The organism is Glycomyces sp. NPDC049804 (assembly GCF_040674615.1).
GTDB classification, from domain to species: domain Bacteria; phylum Actinomycetota; class Actinomycetes; order Mycobacteriales; family Micromonosporaceae; genus Glycomyces; species Glycomyces niveus.
Map to the genome: position 1 here is coordinate 182,424 of NZ_JBFAMQ010000006.1, position 25,667 is coordinate 208,090.

Consider the following 25,667-nt stretch of genomic DNA (forward strand, 5'->3'; position numbering starts at 1 on the left):
GCGACCCGCCATGTGCCACAACGACGCCGACACCTGCAGCACCGACACCGCCGCCGCGACCGCCGACGAGACCGCCACCTGCCCGGTGATGGCCGGCACCCCCGTCGTCAAGGCCGTCGCCGAAGCCAAGGGCCTCTTCCGCGACTACGAGGGCCAGCGCTACTGGTTCTGCTGCGCCGGCTGCGGCCCCGCCTTCGACGCCGACCCCGCCAAGTACGCCCTCGCCATCTGACCCCGCGCGAGAACGGCCCGACCGCACCGCGGCGGGCCGTTTCGGCGTCCCCCGGTCAGTCCAGCGAAGCCAGCAGCTCCCGGCAGGCGCGTTCGCACGCCCGGCACTGCTCGGCGCAGTGCTCGCAGTGCGCCATCCCCGTATGCTCGGCGCAGACGTCGCCGCAGGACTTGCACGCGGTCGCGCACGCCTCCAGCATCGACCTCGTCAGATTCGCGTCGTACCCCGTGTGCCGGGAGAGCACCTGCCCGGTCGCGGAGCAGATGTCCGCGCAGTCGAGATCCGAGCGGATGCACTTCACGAGCATCGCGACATGGTCCTCGCTCAAGCACGCGTCGGCGCAGGCCGTGCACGCCTGCGCGCACGAGAAGCACGCCTGGATGCACTCGGCGAGCTTGCGGCGGTCGACCCCGCCCAGGTCGGCCGGATAGGCCTCCAGCATCTCAGCGGCGATCATGGTCATGGCGTCCCTCCTGTCCTGGCCGCTCCGGGTACCCCGCGCATCGCGACCTAAGCGGGCGGCCGCGTCCGGCGGCATGGCAGCATGGGCATGTGCCAGCCCGATTCCCGATGCCCGTCCGCTGCGCCGCTGCGATCGAGACCGAGCGCGCCGCGACCCCGGCCGAGGTCGCCGACCCCGACGTCCCGTGGATCACCCTCGTCCACAACGACCCGGTCAACCTCATGAGCTACGTCGCCTACGTCTTCCAGTCCTACTTCGGATTCGACGAGGCGAAGGCCAACCGGCTCATGCTCGACGTCCACAACAAAGGCCGCGCGGTCGTCTCCAGCGGCACTCGCGAGGAGATGGAACGCGACGTGCAGGCCATGCACGGCTACGGCCTGTGGGCCACCCTCAGGCAGGACCGCTGATGGGCCGCTACTTCAAGCCCGAGGGCGGCGGCGCGGCCGCCTCCTTCGACGCGTTCGAGGCCGGGCTCCTCCGCGCCTACGCCGAGCAGATGCTCGAACTCATCGACGCCCGCGACGGCGCCAGCGGCACCGCCGAGGACCTCATCGCCTCGGCCTTCAGCGAGGGCCCGACCGAACTCCCCGAGGATCCGGCGCTGGCCCGGCTCTTTCCCGACGCCTACACCGACCTCGGCCCCGACGGGGACGCCGCCGCGGCTTCCGCGGAGTTCCGCCGGTACACGGAGAACGACCTGCGCGCGCGCAAACGCGACGACGCGCAGGCCGTGATCCGCTCGCTCGAGGCGCTCGCCCCGGCGGGCCGCAAACGGGAGACCCTGCGGCTCAAGCCGGACGAGTGCCGCCAGTGGCTCGGCGCCCTGAACGACCTGCGGCTCGTGATCGCGTCCCGGCTCGGCATCGAGGCCGACGAGGACTTCGACGCGCTGCTGGAACTGCCCGACGACGACCCGCGCCACCCGCTCGTGCTCACCTACGGCTGGCTGACCACGCTGCAGGACACGCTGGTCGAGGCCATGATGCGCTCCCTGTGACGCCTCCTATGCGTCGGCTGCGAACTCGCCGACCTGCTCTCTGCCGAGGCCGACACCCTGTTCCAAAGTGAGCGGCAAGCGCCCCAAACGCTCCGCGGCAAGGGAGCGGCGTGGGGAGGATCGCTCCCCACCCCCTACACTCGCCCGATGCACGGCGCACCCCCACCGACCGCGCTCATCACCGGCGCCGCCGCCGGGATCGGCGCGGCCTTCGCCCGAGCGCTCGCCCGCGAGGGCTGGCGGCTCGTCCTCGTCGACCGCGACAGCGAAGGGCTGCAAGCCCTCGCAGCGTCACTCGACACCGAGACGACCACCGTCACCGCCGACCTGACCACCGACTCTGGCATCGACCACGTCGCGGAACACTGCCGGGACGGCCTCGACCTCCTCGTGAACAACGCCGGCTTCGGCCACCCCACCGAATTCCTGGACACCCCGATCGAAGCCGAGATCGCCATGTCGCGGCTGCACGTCGAGGCCGTCCTGCGCCTCACCGTCGCCGCGCTGCCCGCCATGATCGAACGCGGCCGAGGGGGCGTCGTCAACACCGGTTCGGTCCTCGGCTTCTTCCCGAGTTCGACCTACTCGGCCAGCAAGGCCTGGGTCATCAACTTCACCCAGTCAGCGGCCGTCAAGGCGCGGCCCCACGGCGTCGACGTCATGGTCCTGTGCCCCGGCTTCACCCGCACCGAGTTCCACGACACCGCCGCCATGAACATGGCGGCCGTCCCCGGATTTCTCTGGCTCGATGCCGACACGCTCGTCGCCGCCGCCCTGCGGGACTGGCGCAAGCGCAAGGCGATCAGCATCCCGGGCTGGCAGAACAAGACGATCGCGGCCCTCAGCCGCCTGCTCCCGATGCGCCTGATCCTCCGCATCCACGCCCGCGGCGGCAAGCGCCCGAGGGCGGTGCGCGGGGCGGCCCCGCGCCCCTGAACCCGACACGCCCCCGCGTTGCGGTCGCCCCTCCTCGATCCCGCCCGGCCGCGGACCGCTCCTTCGGCCGGCTCCCCGCGGCGACCGCCCCTCAGTGGAGCTGCCGGCCAGCGCCGGACTGGCCCCGCGCCCGCCAGCCCAGTCCGATCGCGGAGAGGCCCAGGACGATCGCGAACGCTGATCCGACGACGCCGTTCCCGGTGCCGGGCCCGCCGTCGGCGATGGCCAGCGCCCAAGCGGCGATCCCGATCCCGATCCCGCCGGCGGCCATGGCCGCCATGGCGCCGAGCCGTCCTTCGCCGCCGCCGAAGCGGCCGCGCCGGCGGGCCAGTGCGACGAGCCCGGCGGCCACGCCGAGCAGGGCCACGAGGTCCGCCGCGATGGACGGCCCGCGGTCTTGGAGGCCGTAGCCTCCGGCCGCGCCGGTGATGCTCGCGGCGGCGGGCGCGGCGAGCGCGAACGCTCCGAACAGGACGGCCGAGCTCCCGGCGACCGCGGCCCGCGTGATCTTCGCAGACATGGCGTCTTCCCTTCGACAGCAGTACGTATTGAAGCGAGCGTATGTCCGCGGGCGGTGGGAAGCGTCCGGCTCAAGTGGCGGATTCGCCGTACTCCCGGGGGTGTACGGGGTCTGCATCCGCGCGGCCGCGGTCGGTGTCGGTGACGCCGAGCATCTTGGCGGCCATGGCGATCCGGGCCACCGCGCCGGCCGGCGGCTCGTGGGCGCGCGAAGCGGTCGCTCGGATCTCGTCCGCGTACCGGCCCCACATGGCGGGCGGGATGTCGTGGCCCACGCCCGGGAAGATGACGAGCCGCGCGCCAGGGACGGCTTTCGCGAGGTCGCGGGCCGCCGAGGTGCGCAGGAACTGGTCGGCGTCGCCTTGCATGACGGTCACCGGGAGGCGCAGTCGGGCGAGGCGGCCGCCGCTCCAGTGGGCGCCGAGTTGGCGGCCCATGGCCTTCGGGTCCCTCACGGAGCTGACCTCGTCCTGCTCGACGCGTGCTAGCGCCTCCGCCTCGTCGAACGGGTAGCCGGGGGACGCGAGCGCCCGCGAGACCGCCATCGACAGCGCGATGTCGCCTTCGCGCCCTTCCGGGAACTTGAGCCGCGCCATCTTGGCGACGAATCCGAACTTGATGTACCGCAGCAGTTTCAGGCGGCCGGCGTCGCTGGAGACCGCCGCCGAGCAGACGAGGCTGCGCACCCGCGCGGGGTGGCGGATGGCGATGCGCTGCACCCGCAGGCCGCCGTTGGAGTGGCCGAAGAGGTGCGCCGATTTCCAGCCGAGGGCGTCCATGACGGCCGCGGCGTCGTCGGCGAGGTCTTCCCCCGTATAGGCGGGGATGCGCTTGCGGAACAGGGCGGTGACCGGATGCGCGGTCGCGGCGGGGAAGCGGGTGGACTGCCCGGCGTCGCGGTTGTCGAAGGCGGCGACGTGGAAGCCGCGCGCGATGAGGGCCGCGATGAGCCCGGGCGGCCACCAGCGGCGGCTCACGGCGGAGCCCATGACGAGCAGGAGCGGCTCGCCGCCCGCGCCGCCGTGGTCCTCGTAGGCGAGGCTGACGTTCCCGTTGCGGGCGTAGCCGGTGGGGGACATGCTCATTGGCTCCTCCTCTGAGTTCGCGAACGATGTTCTCAAACTCTAGCGCTTCGAGTACACTGTTCGCAAACACCTGGAGGGGTGACATGACCGACGCCATCTGGCTGCGCCCCGAGCGCGCGGCCACCGGCCGCCCGGCGGTGCACGACCGCGCCGAGATCACGGCCGCCGCCACGGCCGTCGCCGACCGTGGCGGCCTCGACGCGGTCTCCATGCGCAACGTGGCGGTCGAGCTCGGCACCGGCGCGGCGTCGCTCTACCGCTACGTCGCCAGCCGCGACGACCTGCTCGACCTGATGATCGACGCGGCCGCCGCCGAATGCCGCTTCGAGCCGCCCAGCGGCGACCAGGTCGCCGACCTCGTCGCCGTCGGCGAGGTCCTGCACGCCGCGATGATGCGCCACCCCTGGCTCCCCGAACTGGCGGTCACACGCCCGGTCCTCGGCCCCGGCGCGGTCGCGGTCCTCGACCACGTCCTCGACGTCCTCGCCGACCACCCTGGCGACGGCGCGGCGAAGCTCGAGATCTACGCCCTCCTCAACGCCATCGTGGCGACGTTCGCCCGCAGTGAACTCGCCGCCGCGGACCATCCCGAACGCGCCGTCGCCTACCTGGCCCACGTGGCCGCGAGCGGCGAACGCCCCCGCATCACCACCCTCTTCGACGAGCTCGCCGCGACCGCTGGAACGCCCGGCGACCGAAGGAAAGCGGCCCTGCGGTCCCTCCTCACCGGACTGCTCGGCTAGCGGTGTCGGTTGCTGCCGCTACGCTCTCGGGCATGGCTGAACGACCGGAATTCGCGCGCTTTCCCAACGTCACGTTCGTGGAGGGCGAGACCAGTGAGTCGGTGATCTACAGCCCCAACGGCCCGGCCGACCAGCATCTGGCCGAGGTCTTCGCGGCCCACGGCCTCGAGGGGTCGGGGTACGACTGGCAGTCGGCCGTGCACGCCTCGCTGCTCGAGCGCCCTGAACTGCTGGAGCGCTTCAGGTTCGACTGCGAGGCGGGCATGTTCTGCGCGTACGGGACCGACCGGGCCGCGCTCGGCGAGGTCGCGTCGACGTTGGAGTCGCTGCTGCAGCGCCCGGTGCTGCTGGTCGAGGCGCTGGAGGTCGCCGCCGAGCACGACCTCTTCGACTAGCGCGATCTGCTGATCGAGCGCTGCACCAGCCGGCGGACGCCGGGGAGGGTGATCGAGCGCATGGCCATGTCGCTCAACCAGACGTGGAACTTCGTCGGCGGCGCGAACTGGGCGATGCCGCGCCGCGCCAGCGCTTGGCGCTTCGCGACCTCCGGGCGCAGGCACGCCTCCCAGGCGGCCAGCGCGGCCGGGAGGTCGTCGGCGTCCAGGGCCTCGCCGAGCGCGTGCGCGCCCGCGAGCGCGAGGCCGGCGCCGTATCCGGCGAAGAGCGTCACGCACCAGGCGGCGTCGCCGAGGAGGACGACCCGGCCGGTGCTCCACGCGTCCATGCGGATCTGGCTCACCGAGTCGAAGTAGGCGCCGTCCGGGGCCTCGCGGAGTTGCGCGAGCGCGCCGGGGACGCCGCCGCCGAGGTCGCCGAAGGCCGCCTCGAGTGCCGTGGCCGCGCCGCGGTCGAGGTCCGTGTCGGGGCCGCGGTAGGCGAAGAACGCCGATGACCGGCCGGGGCCGAGGTTGATGACGGCCGCTGTGCGGCCGGGGCCGATGAACGTGGTGCCGCTGCCTTCGGCGAGGCCGTCGGGGACCCGGCGCAGCGGGAACGCGCCGACCATGTGGTCCAGGTCGACCCGGAACCGCGACTTCTCGCCGAAGACGAGGCGGCGCACGTCCGAGTGCAGCCCGTCGGCGCCGATGAGCAAGTCCGCGTTCATGGTCGAGCCGTCGCCGAGCACCGCGTCGACGCCGTCGCCGGACTGCTCGACGGCGGTGACCGTGGTGCCGAAGCGGAAGTCGGCCGTGTCCTCCACGGCTTCGTAGAGCACCGTCTCCAGGTCGCCTCGGAACACCGACATCGCCCGCGCGCCCTGCGCGGCCTCCACGATCGCCTGCGGCACCGTGAACTTCGCCGTGCCGTCGGCCCGGACCAGGACCGACGTGAACGCCCCGAGGTCCCGCTTCGACAGCTCGGGCAGCAGGCCCAGCCTCTCGACGGCGTCGTAGCCGCCGCCGATCAGGTTGAGCATGTACCCGCTGCTGCGCCGCGCGGGCGCGCGTTCTACGACCGTGGCGTGCCAGCCCGCCCGGTGCAGCACCAGCGCCGCCGCCAGTCCGGCGATGCCCGCTCCGACCACGATCGCCCTGCGCTTGCCCATGGTTCGCCTCCAAAAGTTTGAACGTGTGTTCATCCAAGTATGAACACATGCTCAATCTCGCGGCGGGCACCCCTTCCCGGCCCGTTACACTGGCTCCCGTGCCAAGAGGAGTCGCCATTCCCGAGCTGCGCCAGCAGCTGTTCGCCGCCGCCGAGCGCGTGATCCTCCGCGACGGCCCGGCCAGACTCAGCGGCCGCGCCGTCACCACCGAGGCCGGGGTCGCCGCCGGACTCCTCTACGCCCACTTCAGCGACCTCGACGACTTCCTCGCCGCCTACGCCGTCGACCGCTCCTTCACCGTGATCGCCGCCGCCGCATCGCTCCCCGAACGCGCCGGCGCCGGCGGCATCGCCGCCAACCTCGGCGACGCCGTCCTCGCCCTCCCCCGCGACACCCTCGCCGCGCTCGCCCGCCTCCTCGTGCTCCGGCCCGACCTCGCCGCCCGCGTCCACGACGTGCTCGGCGACGACACCGCCCTCGACGCCATCGAGCAGGCCGCCGCCGCGTACCTGGCGGCCGAGCGCCGCCTCGGCCGCCTCCCCGAGACGACCGAGCCCGCCGCGGTCGCGCTCGCCGTCGTCGGGGCCCTGCACCACCTGGTCCTCACCGCCGCGGACCTCGACGACCGCCTCCGGCCCGCGATCACCGCGCTGGTCGGCTCGACCGCGAACGAACGGAGCGGCAATGGCTGACGACCAGCGCCTGGACCTGCCCCCGCGCATCGGCATCGACCGGCCCGGCTCATTCAGCCGCTCGGTCTTCCACGAGCGCCACCCGGCCCTCATCGCGAATCTCCTCGCCGACTTCCCCTACCCGCCGCGCATCCGCGAACGGCTCCAAGCCCTCCTGGAGGAGACCCTGCACGGCGCGGTCCCCGCCTCGGTCCCGCCCGGCCCGAACCTGCCGTTCTGGGAGGCCGAGATCGCCGCCCGCGCCGGCACGCCCTGGAGCGCGCTGCCGTACCTGTGGGCCGAGTCGTACTTCTACCGCCGCCTCCTCGAAGCCGTCGAGTACTTCGACGCCGAGAGCCCCTGGTGCGGCGTCGACCTCTTCGCGCCGCAGAAGCACGCCCAGCTCGCGGGGGAGGAGATCAAGGCCGACCTCGACGCCTACACCGAACTGGCCGAAAAGGACCCCGACGAGCGCCGCCGGGCGCTGCTCTACGCGAGCCTGTGGGGCAACCAGGCCGACCTCGGCTTCCGCACCGACAACGACATCGCGGGCCAGAGCGACGTGGTCGTGGACGACAGCCCCGCGATCTGGGACCTCGTCGACGGCCCGGGGGAGCGGCCCGTGATCGTGGTGGCCGACAACGCCGGCCGCGAACTCGCCGCCGACCTCGCCCTCGTCGACGCGATCCTCGAGACCACCGCGGTGGAGCTCCACCTCAAGCCGCACCCGTACTTCGTCTCCGACGCCACCGGCCAGGACCTCCTCGCGACGATCGACGCCTTGGCCGCCAACGCGAACAAGACCGTACAGGCCCTCGCCCAGCGCCTCCGTGACGCGGTCCGCGACGAGACGCTGCGCGTGCGCACCCACGGCTTCTACGCGCTGCCGTCCACCTACCGGCACCTGCCGCCCGCGCTCGCGGCCGACTACGCGGCCGCGAAACTCGTGATCGTCAAGGGCGACTTGAACTACCGCCGCCTCGTGGGCGACCGCGAATGGGACCCGACCGCGCCCTTCGGCGAGGTCGCCGGCTACTTCCCGGGCGACGTCGCCGCCCTCCGCACCGCCAAATCCGACCTCGCGGTCGGCATCCCGCGAGACCGTCTCACGAAGCTGGACACCGCTTCCCCGGACTGGCGCATCAGCGGCACGCACGCGATGATTCAGGTCCTGCACTGATTCGAGGAGGCGACCGTGCCGGTCGACGAGTACTTCACCAAGATGTTCCGCGGCCTCGAAGAGGCCACCGCGCCCGGCGCCACCGATGAGGAGAAGGACGCGCTCGCCCAGGCCTTCATGAGCGAGTACATCGGCGACGCCCTCGCCTGGGACACCACCGGCATCACGGTGGAGGACATCGCGATCGACGGCCCGCACGGCCCGATCCCGCTGCGCCTCTACCGCCCCGAGGGCGCGATCGACGGCGCGGTCCTGTGGTGCCACGGCGGCGGATTCCGCTACGGCGACCTCGACATGCACGAAGGCCACGTGGTGAGCATCGAGCTCGCCCGCCGCGCCGGGGTCGCGGTGGCCTCAGTGGACTACCGGCTCGCCGAAGGCGAGGTCAAGTACCCCGTGCCCATCGACGACGTGCACGCCGCCTGGGAATGGTGGTGCGGTGAGCACGCCGACAGCGGCCCGCTCGGGCTCGGCGGCGCCAGCGCCGGCGCGGCCCTGGCCCTTTCGACCGCATTGCGCACCAGGGACACCGGCGGCCGCGCGGCCGACGTGCTGCTGCTCGCCTACCCGTTCACGCACTACCCGAACCCGGCGCTGAGCCCGGCCATGAGCGCTGAGATGGCGCCGCTGCCGTTCCGCTTCGAGGCCGAGGGCGTCGAGGCCATGGTCCGCAACTACGTGGGCCGCATCAGCGACGTGCCCGCCGACGCGCTCCCGGGCGCGGCCCGCCTCGACGGCCTGCCGCGCACTCGCATCGTCGTCTCGGAGTACGACGACCTGCGCGCCTCCGCGGACCTGCTCGAACGCCAGCTGCGCGAAGTGGGCGTGCCGGTCGAGTCCTATCTCTCCCTCGGCATGACGCACGGGCACCTCAACCACTCGCCCGAGGTCGCCGAGGTCGCGCGGTCCCTCGACTTCTTCGCCGAAGGACTGCGCGCCTAGGGCCCGTCCTGTGCATCAGGGAGCGGCGGTATCCGTCGGTTCGCTCGCAAGGCGGAAGGCCGACACCGGGGTGGTGTCGGGAGGGCCGACAACGCGGCGAGCGGGCGAACGGGCCGGACAGCGACCGGTCTGATGCACTGGACGGGCCCTGAGGCCTCACGCCTCCTGGAGGTGCGGCTCGAGCTCGCGGAGGATCGCCGCGCGCGGCCGCGCGCCCATGACCTGGGTGACGACCTCGCCCCCGACGAACAGCGCGAGTGTCGGCATGCCCATGACCTGGTACTTCCGGGTCGTCTCCGGGTTGGCGTCGACGTCGAGCGCGACCACCTTGAGCCGCTCGCTCTCGCCCGCGGCGATCTGCTCGAGCACCGGCGCGATGGTCTTGCACGGCGGGCACCAGTCGGCGGTGAACTCCACGAGCACCGGCAGCGGGCTCGCGAGGACGTCGTCGGCGAACGCGGCGTCGGTGGTCTCATTGAGCGACATGCGGTTTCCTTCTTTCAGCGTGGTGGTGCGCGGGTGGACGGTCAGCGCCGGACCTCGGCGATGAGCCGCCCGTGCGGGTCGATCTGCTCGCCGCACTCGCACTGCAGGGTCGCGGTGACGCGGCCGCCGCAGCTGCTGTGCCGGTACACGATCTCGGGCAGGGTGCCCTCGGCGAGATGCCGTTCGCCCCAGTCGGACAGGGCCGACAGGACGGGGAGCAGGTCGATGCCGGCGTCGGTGAGCACGTACTCGTTTCGCGTGCGCTGCCCGGGGACGCGATAGGGGCGCGTCTCGAGGAGCCCGGCCGCGGTGAGCCGGTGCAGCCGGTCGGTCAGGACCTGCCGGGGCGCCCCTGTGGACGCCTGCAGCTGATCGAACCGGCGCAGTCCCAGCGCCGTCTCGCGCACGATGAGCAGCGCCCACCGGTCCCCGACGACCTCCAGGACGTCTGCGATGCAATGCTCCACGGTGCAGAGTCTAGACCGTGAACTCAGCCTCGGCGACCTCGACCGCACCGTTCCGATCCGCGACGCCCCCGATCCGTGACAGTGTGTTCACGGCGGCCGTGATCTCCGTCTACCGCGGGCATACACGCGGCGAGGACGGGTAGACCGCGCGGAACGGCAGCCGACCGAGGGGAGCGGAGCTTTGGCCTCGCGCATCGAGGACTACGGAATGATCGGCGACCTGCACACCGCGGCGCTGGTGGACGCGCACGGCTCGATCGACTGGCTGTGCCTGCCCCGCTTCGACTCTCCCGCCTGCTTCGCCGCCCTTCTCGGCGACGAGGAGAACGGCAGCTGGCGGCTCGGACCCGCCACCGGCGAACGCTGCACCCGCCGCCGCTACCGCGGGGACACGCTCATCCTCGAGACCGAATGGGACACTCCCGACGGGAGCGTCCGCGTCAGCGACGCCATGCCCCCGCGCGACGGCGCCGCCGACCTCGTCCGCGTCGTCGAAGGCCTCACCGGCAGCGTCCCCATGCGCACGGTGATGCGGCTGCGCTTCGGCTACGGCCGCGTCGAACCCTGGCTCCGCCGCCGCGGCACCGACCTCGCCGCCATCGCCGGACCCGACGCCGCCTGGCTCGACGCCGACGTCCCCCTCGCCGTCCAGGACGGCACCGCCAGCGCCGACTTCACTGTCGCCGCAGGCGAACGCGTCGCCTTCACCCTCATCCACGAGCTCTCCCACCTCGACCGCCCCCGGCCGCCCGACCCGCAGCGGGCCCTCGCCCACACCGAGGCCTTCTGGAACGACTGGATCGGCGGCCTTCGCTACGAAGGCGAATGGGACGAGGCCGTGCGCCGCTCCCTCATCACCCTCAAGGCCCTCGCCTACGAGCCCACCGGCGGCATCGCCGCCGCCGCGACCACCTCCCTGCCCGAAGACCTCGGCGGCGTCCGCAACTGGGACTACCGCTTCTGCTGGCTCCGCGACGCCGCGTTCGTCCTCCAGTCCCTCCTCGGCACCGGCTTCATGGACGAGGCCGCCGCCTGGCGGCAGTGGCTGCTGCGCGCCGCCGCGGGCGACCCCGCCGAACTCCAGATCATGTACGGGCTCGACGGCCGGCACTGGCTGCCCGAGCACGACCTCCACTGGCTGCCCGGCTACGAGGGCTCCGCCCCGGTGCGCGTCGGCAACGCCGCCAGCGGGCAGTTCCAGCTCGACGTCTGGGGCGAGACCCTCGACGCCCTGCACCTCGCCCGCGCGGCCGAAGTCGAACCCGACGAGAGCGCGTGGGACCTCCAGCTGGCCCTGCTGCGCTTCCTCGAACGGCATTGGGCCGACCCCGACGACGGGCTCTGGGAGATCCGCGGCGCGCGCCGCCACTTCGTCCACTCGAAGGTCATGGCCTGGGCCGCCTTCGACCGCGCCGTGCAGGCCGTCGAGCGGTTCGGGCTCAGCGGCCCGGTGGAGCGCTGGCGGGAGCTGCGCGACCGCGTCCACGCCGAGGTGTGCGAGCGCGGCTTCGACGCCGACCGCGGCACCTTCACCCAGTTCTACGGCTCGAAGGGGCTCGACGCGGCGCTGCTGCTGCTCCCGCAGGTGGGCTTCCTGCCGTGGGACGACCCGCGCGTGGTCGGCACGGTCGAAGCCGTGCAGGAGGAGCTGACGCGCGACGGGTTCCTGCTGCGGTACGACGTGACGGCCGACGGCGGCGTGGACGGCCTGCCCGGCGACGAGGGCGTGTTCGTGGCGTGCACGTTCTGGCTCGTGGACGCCCTGCAGGGCATCGGCCGCGGGCGCGAGGCGCGCGAGCTGTTCGAGCGGCTGCTCGGCGTGCGCAACGACCTCGGACTCCTGAGCGAGGAGCTGGACCCGGCCACCGGGCGGCACCTCGGCAACACCCCGCAGGCGTACAGCCATGTGGGCCTGGTGAACGCGGCGCGGCATCTCAGCGGCGCCCACCCGGCCGAGGAGCCGCACGCCGTGCGGCCCGCGAGGGAGACCGATGAGAGGGAGTGAACCGCCATGCGCGCCTTGACTTTCGAGCCCGGCAAAGCGGGCACGCTGGAGCTCGCCGAGATCGACGACCCGAGCCCCGGCGAGGGCGAGCTCCTCGTCGAGGCCCTCGCGCTCGGCGTGTGCGGCACCGACAAGGAGCTCGCGGGCGGCGAGTACGGCTGGGCGCCCGAGGGCGCGGACCGGATGGTCATCGGCCACGAGTCGCTCGGCCGGGTCGTGGAGGCCCCCGAGGGCAGCGGGTTCGCGCCGGGGGATCTCGTGGTCGGCGTGGTGCGCCGCCCCGATCCGGTGCCGTGCGGGGCGTGCGCGCGCGGCCAGTTCGACTCGTGCCGCAACGGCGAATACCTCGAGCGCGGCATCAAGCAGCTCGACGGGTACGCCAGCGAGCGCTGGACCGTCGAGGCCGAGTACGCGGTGAAGCTCGACCCGGACCTCTCCGACGTGGGGGTGCTCCTGGAACCGATGAGCGTCATCGCCAAGGCCTGGGACCAGATCGACCGGATCGGCGGCCGCGCCTGGTTCGAGCCGAAGTCCGTCCTCATCACCGGCGCGGGCCCGATCGGGCTGCTGGCCGCGCAGGTGGGCGCGGCCCGCGGGCTCGACGTGCACGTCTACGACCACAACGAGGGCGGGCCGAAGCCCAAGCTCGCCGCCGCGCTCGGCGCGGTCTACCACCACGAGAACATGGCCACGGCCGTCGCCGCGGCCGAGCCGGACATCGTCATCGAGGCCACGGGTGCCTCCGCGCTCGTCTTCGACGCGATCAGCGCGACCGGCGCCTTCGGCGTCACCTGCCTCACGGGCGTCTCGCCCGCCGGAAGGGAGGTCGCGGTGGACGCGGGCGGCGTCAACCGCCGGATCGTCCTGGAGAACGACGTGGTCTTCGGGACGGTGAACGCCAACCTGGACCACTACGCGGAGGCGGCCCGGCTCCTGGCCGCGGCCGACCGCGACTGGCTCCGCCGCCTCATCACGCGCCGCGTCCCCTTGCGCGACTACGAGGCGGCGTTCAAGGGCGAACCGAACGACGTGAAAGTCGTCATCGACCTCACTGGGGGGTAAGGGGAAAGGGGCGGCCGGGTCCGAGGACCCGGCCGCCCCTGCCACTCCGGTGCCTAATACGGCCCGGCGGTGCCGGGCGCCCGCGGGTCGCTGAGCGCGCCTGCGCCCGGGAAGTCCAGGTTCGGGCAGCTCAAGCCCTCCTCGGGGACGGTCTTGTCCACGAAGTAGGCGTTCACGGCTTCGTCGATGCAGTCCGAGACGCCGCCGTAGACGGTGTGCCCGTAGCCCTCGTAGGTGACGAGGTGCCCGTCGGCCTGCTCGGAGGAGGCCAGCGTCCAGTCGTACACCGTCGCGGGGTCGTGCTCGCTGCCGATGAACACGATCGGCGGGGCATGGTCGACGTCCAGCTCCCCGCGTTCGTTGGTGTGCTCGATGCCGGAGCCGATGCAGGTGAGCGCGTAGTTGTTGTACGGCGTCCACTCCACGTTCGGGTAGTCCTCGCTCAGCCGCCGCTGGAGCGAGGCGAACGTCTCGTAGTCCTCGATCTCCCAGCCGTAGTCCTGGCACCAGGCCGGGTAGAACAGGTGCGGCACTGCTTCCTGGTCCTGCAGCGCTCCGAGCAGCGGCGTGCCGTCGCGCATCGCTGTGTACGCCTCGGCCAGGCCCGGCCACGCCTGCGGGGTGTTCGCGGCGAACGTGTACCACATGGACAGCGAGTAGAAGTCCAGCGGCTCACCGGAATCGGGGTCGATGAGGGTCCCGGCGCGGGCCTTCGCCTTGAGGTCCTCGTAGAGGGACCCGATGTCCTCGCCGTGCAGCGCGCATTCGGGCGCGCCCTCGCACCAGGCGGTGAACGCGTCGAAGTTCTCCTCGACGGCCTCGGTCTCGCTGCTCATGAAGTCCCACACCGTCTCCAGGCTGTGGTCCATGTTGCCGTCGAGGACCATCGTGCGGATCTTGCGCGGGTACTGCTCGGCGTACTGCTGGCCCATGATGGTCCCGTACGAGTAGCCGAGGTAGTTGAGCCTGCCTTCACCGAGGGCGCGGCGGATGCGCTCCATGTCCTCGACGGTCTCGAGGTTCGAGACGTGGTCGAAGAGCTTCCCGGTGCGCTCGTGGCAGTCGGCGGTGAGCGCCGCGTTGGCGTCCTCGAGCGCTTCGAAGGAGACCTCGTCGGTGGGGACGCCGATGGCGTCCACCGCGCTCACGGCCTCTGCGCCGCAGAGGACCTGGGTGCTGGTGTTGACGCCGCGCGGGTCGAAGCCGACGATGTCGAACCGCTCGGCGGCCTGGCCGGTGAGCGGGTTGTACTCCTTGACGCTCTCGACGCCCGAACCGCCGGGCCCGCCGGGGTCCATGAGGATCGTGCCGATCCTCTCGTCCGGGTTCGCGGCCTGCCTGCGCGCCAGGCCGATCTCGATCTTCTCGCCCCATGGGCGGTCGTAGTCGAGGGGAACCTCGATGGTGGCGCACTCGACCGCTTCGGCCGGGTCCGTGTCGGGACAGGGCTGCCAGTCGATGCCGTGGTGTGCGGGGCCTGCCGCCGCGGGGGCGGCGGCGAGGAGCGTGATTGCGAGGACCGCGGCCGAGCCGGCCGCGGTCAAGTGTCGGGTGGTTGCTCTCATACCGGAAGTCCTTCTGCCCGAAGTACACCGGACCGCGCGGGCGCGGTCCGGTCGTTCCTGTTCCGTTTGAGAGTCTATGGAAGGTGTTGCCGCCGTGGGGATCCCGCAGGCTGTACCTTTTGCGGTCCGATTCCGGCGGCCGGCTACCAGCAGGTGCCGCCCTGCTTGCGCTCGGCGATGCGGTCGCGGACCCGGCCGAGACCGGTGGCGATCGCGTCGCGCTCCTCGGGTGTGAGGACGTCGATGAGGACGTCCCGCACGGCCTGCACATGGCCGGGCGCGGCGCGCTCGAGCGTGGCGCGGCCTTCGGGCGTGATCTCGGCGAGGACGCCGCTCTTGCTCCACTCGCATTGGCGGCGGGTGACGAGCCCGGCCTTCTCCATCTGGCCGATCTGGTAGGTCAGGCCGCTCTTGGAGTTGATGAGCCGTTCGGCGAGCTCGGTCATGCGCATCGCGCCCGATTCGGCCCCGTTCAGGGTCATGAGGATCTGGTACTGGAGGTGCGAGAGGCCCATGTCCTCCTTGAGCTGCTGGTCGAGCTCGCGGTCGACCAGCGCGGCCGATGAGACGAACGCGATCCACGCGTCCATCTCTTCGTCGTTCAGCCAATTCGTGTGACCCATGCCTCCAGCCTATCTCCTTGTTCAAATTTGAACTCAACTGTACCTTAGTGCGAGCGGTTCAAATTTGAACCAGATGATCGGAGACGACATGGACACCGTTCACGCGACTGCCGCGGTCCGCACCCGCGTCACCATCCCCCTTCGCTTCAACGACGGCTACGAGACCACGGCCGAGGCCGTCACCTTCAAAGGCCTCGCCGACGGGCAGGAGCACTTGGCCCTCGTCCTCGGCCACCCCGCGCCCGGCGCGCCCCCGCTCGTGCGGCTCCACTCCGAGTGCCTGACCGGCGACGTCTTCGGCTCGGCCCGCTGCGACTGCGGCCCCCAGCTGCGCGAGGCCGTCGAACGCATCAGCGAGCGCGGCGGCGTCCTGCTCTACATGCGGCAGGAAGGCCGCGGCATCGGCCTCTACAACAAGCTCGACGCCTACGCCCTGCAGGACGACGGCCTCGACACCTACGAGGCCAACACCGCCCTGGGCCTGCCCGAGGACGGCCGCGACTACACCGCCGCCGCGCAGATGCTCGAAGCGCTCGGCACCGGCCCGTTCGAGCTGCTGACGAACAACCCGGACAAGGCCCGCCAGCTGCGCGGCCTCGGTGCCGACGTCACCGCGACCGTCCCCACGGGCGTGTTCGCGACCGGCAGCAACGTCCGCTACCTCAGCGCCAAGGTCGAGCACACGGGCCACACGATCGCCCTGGCCGGCCTCGCCGCCTGACGAGCGCCGAACGGCCCGCATCGCGACGATGCGGGCCGTTCGCCCGCCTCAGCCCGAGGTCACTCCCCGGTCCGGTAGGTCTGCACGACCACGCCGTTCTGGCGGGCGTGGCTCTCGACCAGCCGCAGCGGCGTCCTACGGTGCTCGGTGAACGAGCCGAGCGGCTCGCCCACGACGACCGGGTGGACCGCCAGGCGCAGCACGTCGACCAGGCCGTGCTCGAAGAGGCTGCGGCTCAGGCGGCCGTGGCCGAAGAGCACGAGGTCGCCCCCGCCCTCCTCCTTGAGTCGGGCCGTCTCCTTGACCGCGTCCCCGCGGACGACGACGGCGTTGCTCCAGTCCGCGTCCTCCAGTGTGGAGGAGAACACGTACTTGCGGATGCCGTTGATGGCGTCCGCGAACGGCCCGGACTGCCCGGGCCAGCGGGGGGCCAGGTCCTCATAGGTGCCGCGGCCCATGAGCATCGCGTCGGCGTCTTGCAGCAGCGCCGCCGCCTCGGCGGTGAACTCCTCGTTGAAGTAGGGCATCGCCCACGAGCCGGGGTCGTTGAGGACGCCGTCGGCGGAGATGAGCGTCGATTCGATGACGGTGCGCATGTGCTGCCTTTCCCTGGTTCCGGCCGCATTAGGTGCGGCACTGGTACTGACCGCGGGGGAGCGGGAAAGGAATCGCGCGGGCGCGATGCTTTTCGGGGCGCCGCTTCGTCTACCTATGGAGGCCCCGCCGCGCGGCGGGGGAGACGACGAGGAGACCGATGGACAGCATGGCGGCACCGGTGACCGCGGCCGAGTTCGGCGACCGGGCCGAGCCGTTCCGCGCCGAACTGCTCGCGCACTGCTACCGCATGACCGGTTCGGCGCAGGACGCCGAGGACCTGGTGCAGGAGACGTACCTGCGGGCGTGGCGCTCGTTCGACCGGTTCGAGCACCGGTCGTCGCTGCGGACCTGGCTCTACCGGATCGCGACGAACGCGTGTCTCAGCGCGCTCCGGCACGGCGGCCGCCGCGTGCTCCCGTCCGGGCTCGAACCGGCCGATGCCGTTGCACCGCATGCGGAGCGATGGGTCGATCCGCTGCCGCACGCGATGCTGGCGTCCGAGGGGGATCCGGCGGCGGTCGCGGTCGACCGGGAGCGACTTCGGCTCGCGCTGGTCGCGAGCCTGCAGTTCCTCTCGCCCCGGCAGCGGGCGGTGCTGATCCTCCGCGACGTGCTCGCGTGGCCGGCCGCGGAGGTCGCGGCGGCACTGGACATGAAGGTGGGCGCGGTCAAGAGCCTGCTCCAGCGCGCCCGCCGCCGCATGGAGGAGGTGCGGCCCGACGCGTCCGACGTCCTCGAACCGGACCATCCTCAGGCGCGACTGCTGCTGCGGCAGTACATGGACGCGTTCGAGCACGCCGACACCGCCGCGTTCGAGCGGCTGCTGCGCCGGGACGCGGTCCTGGAGGTCGCGGGCACCGGCACTCGGCTCGACGGCCGGGGCGCCTGCGTCCCCTACCTCGGGCGCGTCACCGAGGCGCTCGGCGTCTGGCGGACGCTGCCGACCGAGGCGAGCGGGCAGCCCGCGCTCGCGTGCTACCGTCGCGCCGGCGACGGCTCCTATCAGGGCTTCGGACTCGGCCTGCTCACGGTCACCGCGACCGGGATCGCGCGCGTCACCGTGTTCACGGACGCGGCGCTGATCGCGAGGTGCGGGCTGCCGCCGTCACTCGAGATTTGAGACCGGGCCGACCGGAACCGCGCGGCCCCGGTCGGCCCGAATGCTCAGCCCTTGACGGCGCCGATGATGACGCCCTTCTTGAAGTGCTTCTGCACGAACGGGTAGATGACGAGGGCGGGGATGATCGCGACCATCACGATCGCCATCTTCACCGCCAGTGTCGGCGGCGCGTCCTGCAGGCCCGAGGCCTGCGGCAGCGGCGCCGACTCCACCACGTACGTGCGCAGCACCAGTGCGAGCGGCCACTTCGAGGTGTCGTCGAGGTACAGGAACGCGTTGAACCAGTTGTTCCAGTACGCGACCGCGTAGAACAGCGTGACCACGGCGATCACGGCTTTCGACAGCGGGGTCACGATCTGCCACAGCACCCGGAACTCCCCGGCGCCGTCGATGCGCGCCGAGTCGAACAGCTCCTGCGGGATGCTCATGAAGAACGCCCGCAGCACCACGACGTTGAACGCCGACACCGCCATCGGCAGGATGACCGCCAGGTAGTTGTCGCGCAGCCCGATCGCGCTCACCCACAGGTACACGGGGATGAGGCCCGGGAAGATCACGAACATGAGCAGCACCGAGAACAGGATCGTCTTGTGCCCGAACGAGCCCGGCCGCGACAGCGAGTACGCGCCGAGGATCGAGACGACCACGCTGATGACCGTGCCGACCGCGGTGATCCCCAGCGACACGATCAGGGACCGCAGCACGACCGGATTGCGGAACATCTGCTCGTACGCGCTGAACGTGATGCCGTCGCCCGGCCACACCACGAGCCCGCCCACGCGGTTCACGGTCTCGCCGCTCGACAGGCTCGTCAATGCGATCGTATAGAGCGGGAACAGGATCAAGAGCGCGATCACCACGATGCTCGCGGCCTTGACGGCCTGCCCGGCTGCGGTGGGCCTCTCCTCCCACGCGGGCCTGGTCGCCTTCACTTCGAATACACCCCCCGCTCGCCCAGCATGTGGGCGAATCTGTTGGCGGCCAGGATCAGCACGAGCCCGACCACGCCCTTGAACAGCCCCGCCGCGGCCCCGTAGTCGAAGTCGCCGGTGCGGATGCCGCTGTAGTACACGAACGTGTCGAACACTTCCGAGGCCTGCGTGCCGACCGCGCTGCGCTGCAGGAAGAACTGCTCGAAGCCGACGTTGAGCGCGTCGCCCAGCCGCAGGATCAGCAGGAGCACGATCACCGGCCGGATGCCGGGCAGCGTGATGTGCCAGAGCCGGCGCCAGCGCCCGGCCCCGTCCACGGCCGCCGCCTCGTACTGGTTCGGGTCGATCGCGGCCAGCGCCGCGAGGAAGATGATGGCCCCGAACCCGGCCTCCTTCCAGATCGCCTGCGAGGTCACCAGCAGGATGAACGTGTCCGGATCGGTCATCCAGTCCACGCCCTCGAAACCGTTGGCGCGCAGCACCTGCGAGAGCAGGCCGGCCCCGCCGAGCATCTGCTGGAAGATCGCGATGACGAGCACCCAGGAGAAGAAGTACGGCAGGTACACCACGCTCTGCAGCATCGACCGCAGGCGCTCGGACACGAGGGAGTGCATGAGCAGCGCGAGCGCGATCGGCACCGGGAAGTAGAACACCAGCTGGAACGCGGTGATCGACAGCGTGTTCACCACGGCCCGCACGAACTCGGGGTCGGTGAACAGCACCTGGAAGTGCGTGAAGCCGACCAGGCGCGATCCGAAGATGCCGCCGGTGAACGGCTTGTAGTCCTGGAAGGCGATCACGTTGCCCAGGGCGGGGACCCACCAGAACCCCCACACCAGGATCATCATCGGCGCGGCCATGAGGAGCAGCGGCCAGTCGCGGCGCAGCCGCTCCCGCCAGTGCGCCCGGGGCTTCGCCTTCCGCTTCGGGGCGTCCCCGACCTGTCCGGTCGGGGACGCCTGGGTGGTCAACGCGGTCACAGTCGGTCGTTGTCCTCTGCGATCTTGGTGTAGTACTCGCGGGCGGAGTCGCCCACCTTGGCGCGCCAGTCCTCGACGATCTGGGTCCACGCCGCGACGTCGCGCTGGCCGCGGTAGATCTCGTGGTGGGCCTCCTTCATCGGCTCGTTCTCGGCGGAGAGGTCGGAGGGCATCTCGATGCGCAGGCCCTGGAAGGGGCTGGGGTCGAGGGCGGGGGCGGCGTTGGTCTCCCATTCGTGCAGGCGCTCGACCATGCCGGGGTACTGGAACCGGTTGTTCGCGTTGGACCTGCCGGAGAGGAACATGTACGTGGGGGCGACCTCGGTGTGGCCCAGCTCGGTGCGCTGGGGCACGCCTTCGGCGTCGACGGTGAAGTGGACGCCTTCGACGCCGTCCGCGACGAGGTCGTACTCCACGGTGCCGTAGGGCGCGGAGCACCAGTTGGCGACCCGCAGGCACTCCTTGATGCGCTCTTCGGAGAGGTCCTTCTTGATGAAGCAGAACATCCCGGCCGGGTCGTCGCGCCAGATGGTGGGCTCGCTGCCGGCCTCGCGCGCGAGCGGGTCCACGATCTGGAGGTTGAAGCCCTCCACGTTGCGGTAGGTCCCGAACATCTCGGCCCAGGCGCCGATGCCGTCCTCGAAGAACACCGCCTGGCCGGAGCCGATGATCTCCTTCGCGTTCGTCTGGCGGTCGGCCACGTAGTCGGGGTGGACGAGGCCCTTCTCGAACACGGTGCGGGTGAACTCGATCGCGGCGGCGAACGCCTCGGTCTCGAACTTGTGGACGAGCTTGCCGTCCTCGACCTTCCAGAGGGTGGGCACGCCCATGGCCTCCTGGACGGTCTGGTCGATGCTGGCGAACGCCCAGCGGTTCTTCGAGGGGTCGTTGACCTCTTCGGCGACCGCGAGGAGCTCGTCGAGGTTCGTGGGATGCTCCACGCCGAGTTCGTCCAGGATGTCCTGGCGGGCGAACAGCGCGTTCGTGTAGGGCGATCGTTCCCACGGGATGCCGAGGAGCTTGCCGCCGAAGACGCCCATGGCCCACGCGGCGGTGGGGTAGGACGCGAGGAGCGGGTAGTCCTTGGCGGCCTTGTCGCCGGCGAGGTAGGGGGAGAGGTCGGCGAACAGCTCGTTGGCGGCCTCGCCGAAGTCGGAGAGGTTGACGATTTCCCAGCCGGGGATCTGGAACATGTCGGGGACGTCGCCGCTGGCGAGGGTGGTGGTGATCTTGTCGAGGTAGTTGTTGCCGTCGGCGATGGTGAAGACGACGGTGCCGCCCAGGATCTCGTTGACCGAGGTGAAGTACGAGTTGTCGGGCAGGCCGGGCGGCGTGGGGTTCCACAGCGGCGTGATGGCGGTGATGTCCTCGCCGGTCGTCATCACCGGCTCGGTGACGACCTGGACGGGCTCGGCCGGCCGCGCGAGGTAGCCGGGCGTGACGGTCCCGTCGGGCTGGCCCGGAAGGTCGGGCTCGACGCCGCCCTCGTACGGGGTGTACGTGGGGAGCAGGTCGGCGAGTTCGTCCGAGCCCGCCGCCGTGCCCTCGGGCCCTTCGTCGAGCGCCGCGCACCCGGCGAGTGACGCGGCGACCGCGCCCGCCGCCCCGGCCTGGAACAGGCCGCGGCGCTGGAGGCGGATGGAGGGGACGTTGCTTGAGGTGTCGCCCATGGCGATGCCTTTCGTTGGGGGATACAGGCTGCCGGGAGTACTGCTGGTCCGCGCGATGCCGAGGGCGCGGGCCGGAGGGGCCGTTGTTTAATGGTATGACCAAACAAATATAGCTACATGGATGAGACCCCCGCAACACCCACCCCACCAGTCGCCTCCGGACCAGGTCCCGGCACCGGTGTCGGTCCACAGTGCCCGATGGAGCGCGCCAGGCCGCCCCCTACGGCCTCGGCGCGGATTTGCGGCCGCGGGCCTGGAAGAGGACCGCGGTGGTCCGGATCGGGCGCATGCGCACGGTCGGGCGGCGGCCCGCCAGCCAGGCGGTGAAGTCCCGCAGGGACGGCCGGATGCCGCGCAGTTCCAGTGCCACACCGTGTTTCGCGCACTCCGCGACGAGGCGGTCGCGGTCGACGAGGAGGGCCGGGTCGTGGACGCCGCGCGTCGCGAAGCGCGGCAGGCGTTCGGCGACCGTGATGGCGAGGAAGCGGCTCAAGGCGGTCGCGGCGAGGGTGTCGATCACGAGGAGGCCGCCCGGGCGCAGGAGGCGGCAGGCTTCGGCCACCGCGCCCGGCAGATCGGGCACGTGCTCCAGGATCTCGCCCGCCGCCACGACCTCGGCGCAGGCGTCCGGCAGCGGCACCGCGCGCACGTCCGCGCGGACGACGAGCACGCCGTGGTCGGCCGCCTGCCGCAGCGACTCCGGCGAGAGGTCCACGCCGATATGCGTGTAGCCCTTGCCTTCCAGATGCGGCGCGAGCAGCCCGGCCCCGCAGCCCAGGTCCACCAGGACCGCGCCGTCGCGCGGCGCGGCCGGGATGAGCCCGGCCCGCGCCGCCGCGAGCCAGTGCAGCATCGCGAAGACGCCGCGCGGCCGCCACCACTCGCCCGCGAGCCGGTCGTAGAGGGCCGGGTCGTTCGGTGTTTCGGGGCTTCCGCTCATCCCGCCAGGGTGGCACACTGGCGCGGTGAAGCACTTGACGGCGAGCCGCGCGCTGGTGATGTCCTCTCACCCGCTGCCCGCCGTCGCGGTCTCGGCCGTCGCCGCCGGGCTCGCGCTCACCTCGGACCGCACGCCCTGGTCGGCGGTCATCGCCACCGCCGCCGTCTTCACCGGGCAGCTCTCGGTCGGCTGGCTCAACGACCTCATCGACGCGCCCCGCGACGCCAGCGTCGGCCGCACCGACAAGCCCTTGGCCGCCAACGCGATCAGACCGGCGACCGTGCGCGCCGCGTTCTTCGCCGCCGCGGTCGCCGCGGTCGTGCTCACCCTGTTCTCGGCCCCGCTCGCCGCCGCCGCGCACCTCGCCGCCCTCGCCTCGGCCTGGGCCTACGACCTCGGCGTCAAGGCCACCGCGTTCTCGGTGGCGCCCTTCGCGTTCTCGTTCGGACTCCTGCCCGCGTTCCTCTCGGACGGCGAGCCGTTCCCGCCCGCGTGGCTCTTCGCCGCGGCCGCCGCGCTCGGCTCTGCCGCCCACTTCGTCAACGTCCTGCCCGACCTCGCCGACGACGCCGCCACCGGCGTGCGCGGCCTGCCGCACCGCCTCGGCCCGGCCGTGAGCCGGTTCGCCACGGCCGCACTGGTCCTCGCCACCTCCGTGCTGCTCGTGTTCGGTCCGGAGGGCCCGCCGTCGCCGGTCGCGCTCGCGACCGTGCCCCTGGCCGTGGGCATCCTCGTCGTCGGGTTCCTCCTGGACGGCACCGGCCGCGACCGCCGCCCCCGCTCGCGCGCGGCGTTCCGCGCGGTGATGCTCGTGGCCGTCCTCGACGTCGCCTTGTTGCTCCATATTGGAATCTCGTTCACATGATTTACTGGGGGTTGCCCCATAACGGCGATACGAGGACACTGAGGTCATGACACGAGCCGAGCAGCCCCAAGCAGGACCGGGCGCTCGCGCGCTCGCGCTGGCCCGCGATATCGCGCCGAACTTCGCCGAACGCGCCGCCGACCACGACCGGGAGGGCCGCTTCCCGAAGGCCGACTTCGCCGACCTGCGCGAGGCGGGTCTGTTCGGGCTGATGGTCCCCGAGCGGCTCGGCGGCTTCGGCGCGTCCTTCGCCGAATACAGCCGCGTCGCCTCCGCCCTGGCGAGCGGCGCGGGCTCCACGGCCCTCATCTTCAACATGCACGCCTCGGTCACCGGCGCGCTCGCGCAGACCCCCGACGACCTCGTGCGCCTCCTCGGCGCCCCCAAGAGTTCCTTCGAAGCCCGCGACAAGGCCCTCGCGGCCGCCGCGGGCGGCGCGCTCTACGGCGTCGCGATGAGCGAGCGCGGCAGCGGCTCGCGCCTCTCGCAGACCTCGACCGCATACCACCGCACCGACGCCGGCTACCGGATCACCGGCAGCAAGGCGTTCGTCTCCGGCGCCGGGCACGTCGACGCCTACCTCGTCACCGCCCGCGAGGCCGGCGCCGAGGAGCCGCAGGTCTCCTACTTCCTCGTCCCCGCAGGCGAAGGCATCCGGGTCGAGGAGACCTGGGACTCGCTCGGCATGCGCGCCACCGGCAGCCAGGACGTCCACTTCGACGTCGAAGTGAGCGCCGACGCCCTCCTCGGCGGCGTCGAGGGCCTGACCCTGATGATCGCCGAGGCCATGCCGCAGTGGCTCGTCGCCTCCTACTCCGCCGTCTACGCGGGCGTCGCCCGCGCCGCCGTCGACGCCGCCGCCGAGCACCTGCGCGCCCGCGGCCTCGGCCGCCTCCCCGCCGCCCGCGCCCGCCTCGGCCGCGCCGACAACGCCGTGGCCGCCGCCGAACTCGTCGTCGCCGAGGCCGCCGCGCGGATCGACGCCGCCCCCGGCGATCCCGAGACCAACCGCTGGGTATGGCGGGCCAAGCTCACCGCCGGCGACACCGCCGTCCAGGTCGCCTCTTCACTGCTCGAAGTCGCCGGGGCCTCCGCCTCCCGCCGCGGCCACCCCCTCGAACGGCTCTACCGCGACGCCCGCTGCGGCGCCCTCCAACCGGCCACATCGGACGTGTGCGCCGACTGGCTCGGCGTCGCCGCCCTCGGCGAGGACCCCGACCACGACGCCCAGGTGCCCCGATGGTGACCGCCCGCATCGCCGGGGTCGGCGCGGCCCTGCCGCCGCTGTACGACCAGGAGCAGCTGTGGGAGGACGTCTTCCGCTGGCACTTCTCCCGCAGCCGTGTCGCCGAGCGCATCTTCACCGCCTCCCACGTGCGCACCCGCCACTCCGCGACCGACCCGGCCGAGTTCAAGGCCGTCGCCGACTGGTCCACCGCCGAACGCATGCGCCGCTATGGCGAGGTCGCGCCGCCGCTCGGGCTCACCGCCGTCCGCGAAGCGCTCGTCGCCGCGCGGACCGACCCCGACGAGATCGGACTCCTCGCCGTCGCCACCTGCACCGGCTACCGCACGCCCGGCCTCGACATCGAGCTCGCGCGCACGCTCCCGCTCCCCGCCGACGCCCGCAGGCTCCTCATCGGGCACACCGGCTGCCACGCCGCGCTCCCGGCCCTCGGCACCATCGCCGACTACGTCGCCGCCCACGACCGGCCCGCCGTCCTGCTCTGCCTCGAACTCACCTCGCTGCACCTGCAGCCCGCCTCGATCGACCCCGAGCAGATGGTCTCCCACGCGCTCTTCGCCGACGCCGCCGCCGCGCTCGTCCTACGGCCCGAGGCTGCTGCGGGCCTGCGGGTCGTGGACGTCGACTCGCGCACCGACACGGCCCGCCGCAACCAGATGACCTGGGACATCACCGACCTCGGCTTCCGCATGGGCCTCTCCGCCGAGGTCCCCGACGCGCTCGCCGAACAGGTCGGCCCGCTCGTCAACGACCTCCTCACCCGCCACGGCCGGGACCCGGGCGACGTGGCCGCCTGGGCCGTCCACCCCGGCGGCCCGCGCATCCTCGACGCCGTCGAGGAAGGCCTCGAACTCGGCCCCGACGCCCTGGCGGCGTCCCGCAGGGTCCTCGCCGAGCACGGCAACTGCTCCTCGGCGACCGTGGTCCTCGTCCTGCAGGAGATCCTGGCCGCCGGGCCGCCGGCGGGCCCGGTCGTGGCCCTCGCCTTCGGCCCCGGCCTCACCCTCTACGCGGCCCTCCTCGAACCGGACGACTGACACGCGCCCGCCGCGTCGAGTCCCGCACGCGCTC

29 protein-coding genes are annotated in these 25,667 nt (G+C 72.1%); 16 read left to right on the plus strand and 13 right to left on the minus strand.

From position 1 onward, the window contains the following. The first annotated feature begins 10 nt into the window (after positions 1 to 10). A complete protein-coding gene (locus tag AB0K52_RS11915) occupies positions 11 to 232 on the plus strand; it encodes a YHS domain-containing protein (protein ID WP_363529988.1) in 222 nt (73 codons plus the stop codon). 55 nt (positions 233 to 287) lie between these two features. On the opposite strand, the gene AB0K52_RS11920 is transcribed toward AB0K52_RS11915, so the two are convergent. After that, positions 288 to 695, minus strand: coding sequence for a four-helix bundle copper-binding protein (locus tag AB0K52_RS11920; protein ID WP_363529991.1), 408 nt, complete (start codon positions 693 to 695; stop codon positions 288 to 290). A gap of 107 nt (positions 696 to 802) precedes the next feature. Between AB0K52_RS11920 and clpS the strand changes: the two genes are divergently transcribed. From clpS to AB0K52_RS11935, 3 genes are all read left to right on the plus strand, one after another. Further along, the gene (gene clpS / locus AB0K52_RS11925; RefSeq protein WP_363530568.1) at positions 803 to 1,105 is read left to right on the plus strand and encodes an ATP-dependent Clp protease adapter ClpS; all 303 of its coding nucleotides are present in this window, start codon (positions 803 to 805) and stop codon (positions 1,103 to 1,105) included. Beyond that, positions 1,105 to 1,695 (plus strand): DUF2017 domain-containing protein, encoded by a 591-nt coding sequence (locus AB0K52_RS11930; protein WP_363529994.1) that lies wholly within the window; start codon positions 1,105 to 1,107, stop codon positions 1,693 to 1,695. Before clpS ends, AB0K52_RS11930 begins: the two co-directional genes overlap by 1 nt. A gap of 147 nt (positions 1,696 to 1,842) precedes the next feature. After that, entirely contained in the window at positions 1,843 to 2,631 is a 789-nt protein-coding gene (locus AB0K52_RS11935; RefSeq protein WP_363529997.1) for an SDR family NAD(P)-dependent oxidoreductase, read from the plus strand. Positions 2,632 to 2,722: 91 nt separating this feature from the next. Here the strand turns inward: AB0K52_RS11935 and AB0K52_RS11940 are convergent, their stop codons facing one another. Beyond that, positions 2,723 to 3,151, minus strand: coding sequence for a DUF6223 family protein (locus tag AB0K52_RS11940; RefSeq protein ID WP_363530000.1), 429 nt, complete (start codon positions 3,149 to 3,151; stop codon positions 2,723 to 2,725). 70 nt (positions 3,152 to 3,221) lie between these two features. Further along, positions 3,222 to 4,235, minus strand: coding sequence for an alpha/beta hydrolase (locus AB0K52_RS11945; RefSeq protein ID WP_363530003.1), 1,014 nt, complete (start codon positions 4,233 to 4,235; stop codon positions 3,222 to 3,224). Positions 4,236 to 4,318: 83 nt separating this feature from the next. Here AB0K52_RS11945 and AB0K52_RS11950 point away from each other — a divergent pair, with 83 nt between their 5' ends. Together AB0K52_RS11950 and AB0K52_RS11955 are read left to right on the plus strand one after the other, a co-directional pair. Then, entirely contained in the window at positions 4,319 to 4,978 is a 660-nt protein-coding gene (locus tag AB0K52_RS11950) for a helix-turn-helix domain-containing protein (protein ID WP_363530006.1), read from the plus strand. Between the two features lie 32 nt (positions 4,979 to 5,010). Next, a complete protein-coding gene (locus AB0K52_RS11955; RefSeq protein ID WP_363530009.1) occupies positions 5,011 to 5,373 on the plus strand; it encodes an Imm51 family immunity protein in 363 nt (120 codons plus the stop codon). Here the strand turns inward: AB0K52_RS11955 and AB0K52_RS11960 are convergent. Continuing rightward, positions 5,370 to 6,524 carry an FAD-dependent oxidoreductase gene (locus AB0K52_RS11960; protein ID WP_363530012.1) on the minus strand — a complete coding sequence of 385 codons (1,155 nt, stop codon included), beginning with the start codon at positions 6,522 to 6,524 and terminating at the stop codon, positions 5,370 to 5,372. The genes AB0K52_RS11955 and AB0K52_RS11960 overlap by 4 nt on opposite strands. A gap of 98 nt (positions 6,525 to 6,622) precedes the next feature. On the opposite strand from AB0K52_RS11960, the gene AB0K52_RS11965 reads away from it, so the two are divergent. From AB0K52_RS11965 to AB0K52_RS11975, 3 genes are read left to right on the plus strand one after another with little or no spacing between them, the layout of a single operon-like run. Next, on the plus strand, positions 6,623 to 7,216 hold the full coding sequence (locus AB0K52_RS11965; protein ID WP_363530015.1) for a TetR family transcriptional regulator: 594 nt from the start codon (positions 6,623 to 6,625) through the stop codon (positions 7,214 to 7,216). Then, entirely contained in the window at positions 7,209 to 8,375 is a 1,167-nt protein-coding gene (locus AB0K52_RS11970) for a damage-control phosphatase ARMT1 family protein (RefSeq protein ID WP_363530018.1), read from the plus strand. Before AB0K52_RS11965 ends, AB0K52_RS11970 begins: the two co-directional genes overlap by 8 nt. A gap of 15 nt (positions 8,376 to 8,390) precedes the next feature. Continuing rightward, positions 8,391 to 9,317: an alpha/beta hydrolase gene (locus AB0K52_RS11975; protein WP_363530021.1), complete on the plus strand. Its 927-nt coding sequence runs from the start codon at positions 8,391 to 8,393 to the stop codon at positions 9,315 to 9,317. Between the two features lie 156 nt (positions 9,318 to 9,473). Here the strand turns inward: AB0K52_RS11975 and AB0K52_RS11980 are convergent, their stop codons facing one another. Then, positions 9,474 to 9,803, minus strand: coding sequence for a thioredoxin domain-containing protein (locus AB0K52_RS11980; RefSeq protein ID WP_363530023.1), 330 nt, complete (start codon positions 9,801 to 9,803; stop codon positions 9,474 to 9,476). Between the two features lie 41 nt (positions 9,804 to 9,844). After that, on the minus strand, positions 9,845 to 10,270 hold the full coding sequence (locus AB0K52_RS11985; protein WP_208494641.1) for a helix-turn-helix domain-containing protein: 426 nt from the start codon (positions 10,268 to 10,270) through the stop codon (positions 9,845 to 9,847). Between the two features lie 181 nt (positions 10,271 to 10,451). Between AB0K52_RS11985 and AB0K52_RS11990 the strand changes: the two genes are divergently transcribed. Together AB0K52_RS11990 and AB0K52_RS11995 are read left to right on the plus strand one after the other, a co-directional pair. Continuing rightward, the gene (locus AB0K52_RS11990) at positions 10,452 to 12,275 is read left to right on the plus strand and encodes a glycoside hydrolase family 15 protein (protein ID WP_363530026.1); all 1,824 of its coding nucleotides are present in this window, start codon (positions 10,452 to 10,454) and stop codon (positions 12,273 to 12,275) included. A gap of 6 nt (positions 12,276 to 12,281) precedes the next feature. Next, the gene (locus tag AB0K52_RS11995; protein ID WP_363530029.1) at positions 12,282 to 13,337 is read left to right on the plus strand and encodes a glucose 1-dehydrogenase; all 1,056 of its coding nucleotides are present in this window, start codon (positions 12,282 to 12,284) and stop codon (positions 13,335 to 13,337) included. 53 nt (positions 13,338 to 13,390) lie between these two features. Here the strand turns inward: AB0K52_RS11995 and AB0K52_RS12000 are convergent, their stop codons facing one another. Further along, positions 13,391 to 14,902, minus strand: a complete 1,512-nt coding sequence (locus tag AB0K52_RS12000) for an alpha/beta hydrolase (protein WP_363530032.1) — start codon at positions 14,900 to 14,902, stop codon at positions 13,391 to 13,393. A 143-nt stretch (positions 14,903 to 15,045) separates the two neighbouring features. Then, on the minus strand, positions 15,046 to 15,525 hold the full coding sequence (locus AB0K52_RS12005) for a MarR family transcriptional regulator (protein WP_363530034.1): 480 nt from the start codon (positions 15,523 to 15,525) through the stop codon (positions 15,046 to 15,048). 88 nt (positions 15,526 to 15,613) lie between these two features. Here AB0K52_RS12005 and ribA point away from each other — a divergent pair, with 88 nt between their 5' ends. Beyond that, complete coding sequence (ribA, locus tag AB0K52_RS12010; RefSeq protein WP_363530037.1) at positions 15,614 to 16,246, plus strand: GTP cyclohydrolase II; 633 nt, start codon at positions 15,614 to 15,616, stop codon at positions 16,244 to 16,246. A 59-nt stretch (positions 16,247 to 16,305) separates the two neighbouring features. Here ribA and AB0K52_RS12015 read toward each other — a convergent pair whose 3' ends face one another. Continuing rightward, positions 16,306 to 16,842, minus strand: a complete 537-nt coding sequence (locus tag AB0K52_RS12015) for a dihydrofolate reductase family protein (RefSeq protein WP_363530040.1) — start codon at positions 16,840 to 16,842, stop codon at positions 16,306 to 16,308. Between the two features lie 158 nt (positions 16,843 to 17,000). Between AB0K52_RS12015 and AB0K52_RS12020 the strand changes: the two genes are divergently transcribed. Further along, positions 17,001 to 17,963 carry an RNA polymerase subunit sigma-70 gene (locus AB0K52_RS12020; protein ID WP_363530043.1) on the plus strand — a complete coding sequence of 321 codons (963 nt, stop codon included), beginning with the start codon at positions 17,001 to 17,003 and terminating at the stop codon, positions 17,961 to 17,963. A 44-nt stretch (positions 17,964 to 18,007) separates the two neighbouring features. Here the strand turns inward: AB0K52_RS12020 and AB0K52_RS12025 are convergent, their stop codons facing one another. The 4 genes from AB0K52_RS12025 to AB0K52_RS12040 form a co-directional block, all read right to left on the minus strand. Continuing rightward, positions 18,008 to 18,895: a carbohydrate ABC transporter permease gene (locus AB0K52_RS12025; protein ID WP_363530046.1), complete on the minus strand. Its 888-nt coding sequence runs from the start codon at positions 18,893 to 18,895 to the stop codon at positions 18,008 to 18,010. After that, positions 18,892 to 19,875, minus strand: coding sequence for an ABC transporter permease subunit (locus AB0K52_RS12030; protein ID WP_363530049.1), 984 nt, complete (start codon positions 19,873 to 19,875; stop codon positions 18,892 to 18,894). Before AB0K52_RS12030 ends, AB0K52_RS12025 begins: the two co-directional genes overlap by 4 nt. Further along, on the minus strand, positions 19,872 to 21,545 hold the full coding sequence (locus AB0K52_RS12035; protein WP_363530052.1) for an extracellular solute-binding protein: 1,674 nt from the start codon (positions 21,543 to 21,545) through the stop codon (positions 19,872 to 19,874). The genes AB0K52_RS12030 and AB0K52_RS12035 overlap by 4 nt, the downstream gene beginning before the upstream one ends. A gap of 220 nt (positions 21,546 to 21,765) precedes the next feature. Next, positions 21,766 to 22,485, minus strand: a complete 720-nt coding sequence (locus AB0K52_RS12040) for a methyltransferase domain-containing protein (protein ID WP_363530055.1) — start codon at positions 22,483 to 22,485, stop codon at positions 21,766 to 21,768. A 25-nt stretch (positions 22,486 to 22,510) separates the two neighbouring features. On the opposite strand from AB0K52_RS12040, the gene AB0K52_RS12045 reads away from it, so the two are divergent. Genes AB0K52_RS12045 through AB0K52_RS12055 form a run of 3 tightly spaced genes read left to right on the plus strand, consistent with a single transcriptional unit; the run spans position 22,511 to position 25,633 of the window. After that, positions 22,511 to 23,350: a UbiA family prenyltransferase gene (locus AB0K52_RS12045; RefSeq protein ID WP_363530058.1), complete on the plus strand. Its 840-nt coding sequence runs from the start codon at positions 22,511 to 22,513 to the stop codon at positions 23,348 to 23,350. Between the two features lie 46 nt (positions 23,351 to 23,396). Continuing rightward, entirely contained in the window at positions 23,397 to 24,596 is a 1,200-nt protein-coding gene (locus AB0K52_RS12050) for an acyl-CoA dehydrogenase family protein (RefSeq protein WP_363530061.1), read from the plus strand. Then, positions 24,590 to 25,633: a 3-oxoacyl-[acyl-carrier-protein] synthase III C-terminal domain-containing protein gene (locus AB0K52_RS12055; RefSeq protein ID WP_363530064.1), complete on the plus strand. Its 1,044-nt coding sequence runs from the start codon at positions 24,590 to 24,592 to the stop codon at positions 25,631 to 25,633. The genes AB0K52_RS12050 and AB0K52_RS12055 overlap by 7 nt, the downstream gene beginning before the upstream one ends. The last annotated feature ends 34 nt before the right edge of the window (positions 25,634 to 25,667 follow it).

What these genes read in the sequence shown, in the direction of transcription:
- AB0K52_RS11915 (WP_363529988.1), top strand. Translation starts at nt 11, where the DNA reads ATGTGCCACAACGACGCCGACACCTGCAGCACCGACACCGCCGCCGCG.
- AB0K52_RS11920 (WP_363529991.1), bottom strand. Translation starts at nt 695, where the DNA reads ATGACCATGATCGCCGCTGAGATGCTGGAGGCCTATCCGGCCGACCTG.
- clpS (WP_363530568.1), top strand. Translation starts at nt 803, where the DNA reads ATGCCCGTCCGCTGCGCCGCTGCGATCGAGACCGAGCGCGCCGCGACC.
- AB0K52_RS11930 (WP_363529994.1), top strand. Translation starts at nt 1,105, where the DNA reads ATGGGCCGCTACTTCAAGCCCGAGGGCGGCGGCGCGGCCGCCTCCTTC.
- AB0K52_RS11935 (WP_363529997.1), top strand. Translation starts at nt 1,843, where the DNA reads ATGCACGGCGCACCCCCACCGACCGCGCTCATCACCGGCGCCGCCGCC.
- AB0K52_RS11940 (WP_363530000.1), bottom strand. Translation starts at nt 3,151, where the DNA reads ATGTCTGCGAAGATCACGCGGGCCGCGGTCGCCGGGAGCTCGGCCGTC.
- AB0K52_RS11945 (WP_363530003.1), bottom strand. Translation starts at nt 4,235, where the DNA reads ATGAGCATGTCCCCCACCGGCTACGCCCGCAACGGGAACGTCAGCCTC.
- AB0K52_RS11950 (WP_363530006.1), top strand. Translation starts at nt 4,319, where the DNA reads ATGACCGACGCCATCTGGCTGCGCCCCGAGCGCGCGGCCACCGGCCGC.
- AB0K52_RS11955 (WP_363530009.1), top strand. Translation starts at nt 5,011, where the DNA reads ATGGCTGAACGACCGGAATTCGCGCGCTTTCCCAACGTCACGTTCGTG.
- AB0K52_RS11960 (WP_363530012.1), bottom strand. Translation starts at nt 6,524, where the DNA reads ATGGGCAAGCGCAGGGCGATCGTGGTCGGAGCGGGCATCGCCGGACTG.
- AB0K52_RS11970 (WP_363530018.1), top strand. Translation starts at nt 7,209, where the DNA reads ATGGCTGACGACCAGCGCCTGGACCTGCCCCCGCGCATCGGCATCGAC.
- AB0K52_RS11980 (WP_363530023.1), bottom strand. Translation starts at nt 9,803, where the DNA reads ATGTCGCTCAATGAGACCACCGACGCCGCGTTCGCCGACGACGTCCTC.
- AB0K52_RS11995 (WP_363530029.1), top strand. Translation starts at nt 12,282, where the DNA reads ATGCGCGCCTTGACTTTCGAGCCCGGCAAAGCGGGCACGCTGGAGCTC.
- AB0K52_RS12000 (WP_363530032.1), bottom strand. Translation starts at nt 14,902, where the DNA reads ATGAGAGCAACCACCCGACACTTGACCGCGGCCGGCTCGGCCGCGGTC.
- AB0K52_RS12005 (WP_363530034.1), bottom strand. Translation starts at nt 15,525, where the DNA reads ATGGGTCACACGAATTGGCTGAACGACGAAGAGATGGACGCGTGGATC.
- ribA (WP_363530037.1), top strand. Translation starts at nt 15,614, where the DNA reads ATGGACACCGTTCACGCGACTGCCGCGGTCCGCACCCGCGTCACCATC.
- AB0K52_RS12015 (WP_363530040.1), bottom strand. Translation starts at nt 16,842, where the DNA reads ATGCGCACCGTCATCGAATCGACGCTCATCTCCGCCGACGGCGTCCTC.
- AB0K52_RS12020 (WP_363530043.1), top strand. Translation starts at nt 17,001, where the DNA reads ATGGACAGCATGGCGGCACCGGTGACCGCGGCCGAGTTCGGCGACCGG.
- AB0K52_RS12035 (WP_363530052.1), bottom strand. Translation starts at nt 21,545, where the DNA reads ATGGGCGACACCTCAAGCAACGTCCCCTCCATCCGCCTCCAGCGCCGC.
- AB0K52_RS12040 (WP_363530055.1), bottom strand. Translation starts at nt 22,485, where the DNA reads ATGAGCGGAAGCCCCGAAACACCGAACGACCCGGCCCTCTACGACCGG.
- AB0K52_RS12050 (WP_363530061.1), top strand. Translation starts at nt 23,397, where the DNA reads ATGACACGAGCCGAGCAGCCCCAAGCAGGACCGGGCGCTCGCGCGCTC.
- AB0K52_RS12055 (WP_363530064.1), top strand. Translation starts at nt 24,590, where the DNA reads ATGGTGACCGCCCGCATCGCCGGGGTCGGCGCGGCCCTGCCGCCGCTG.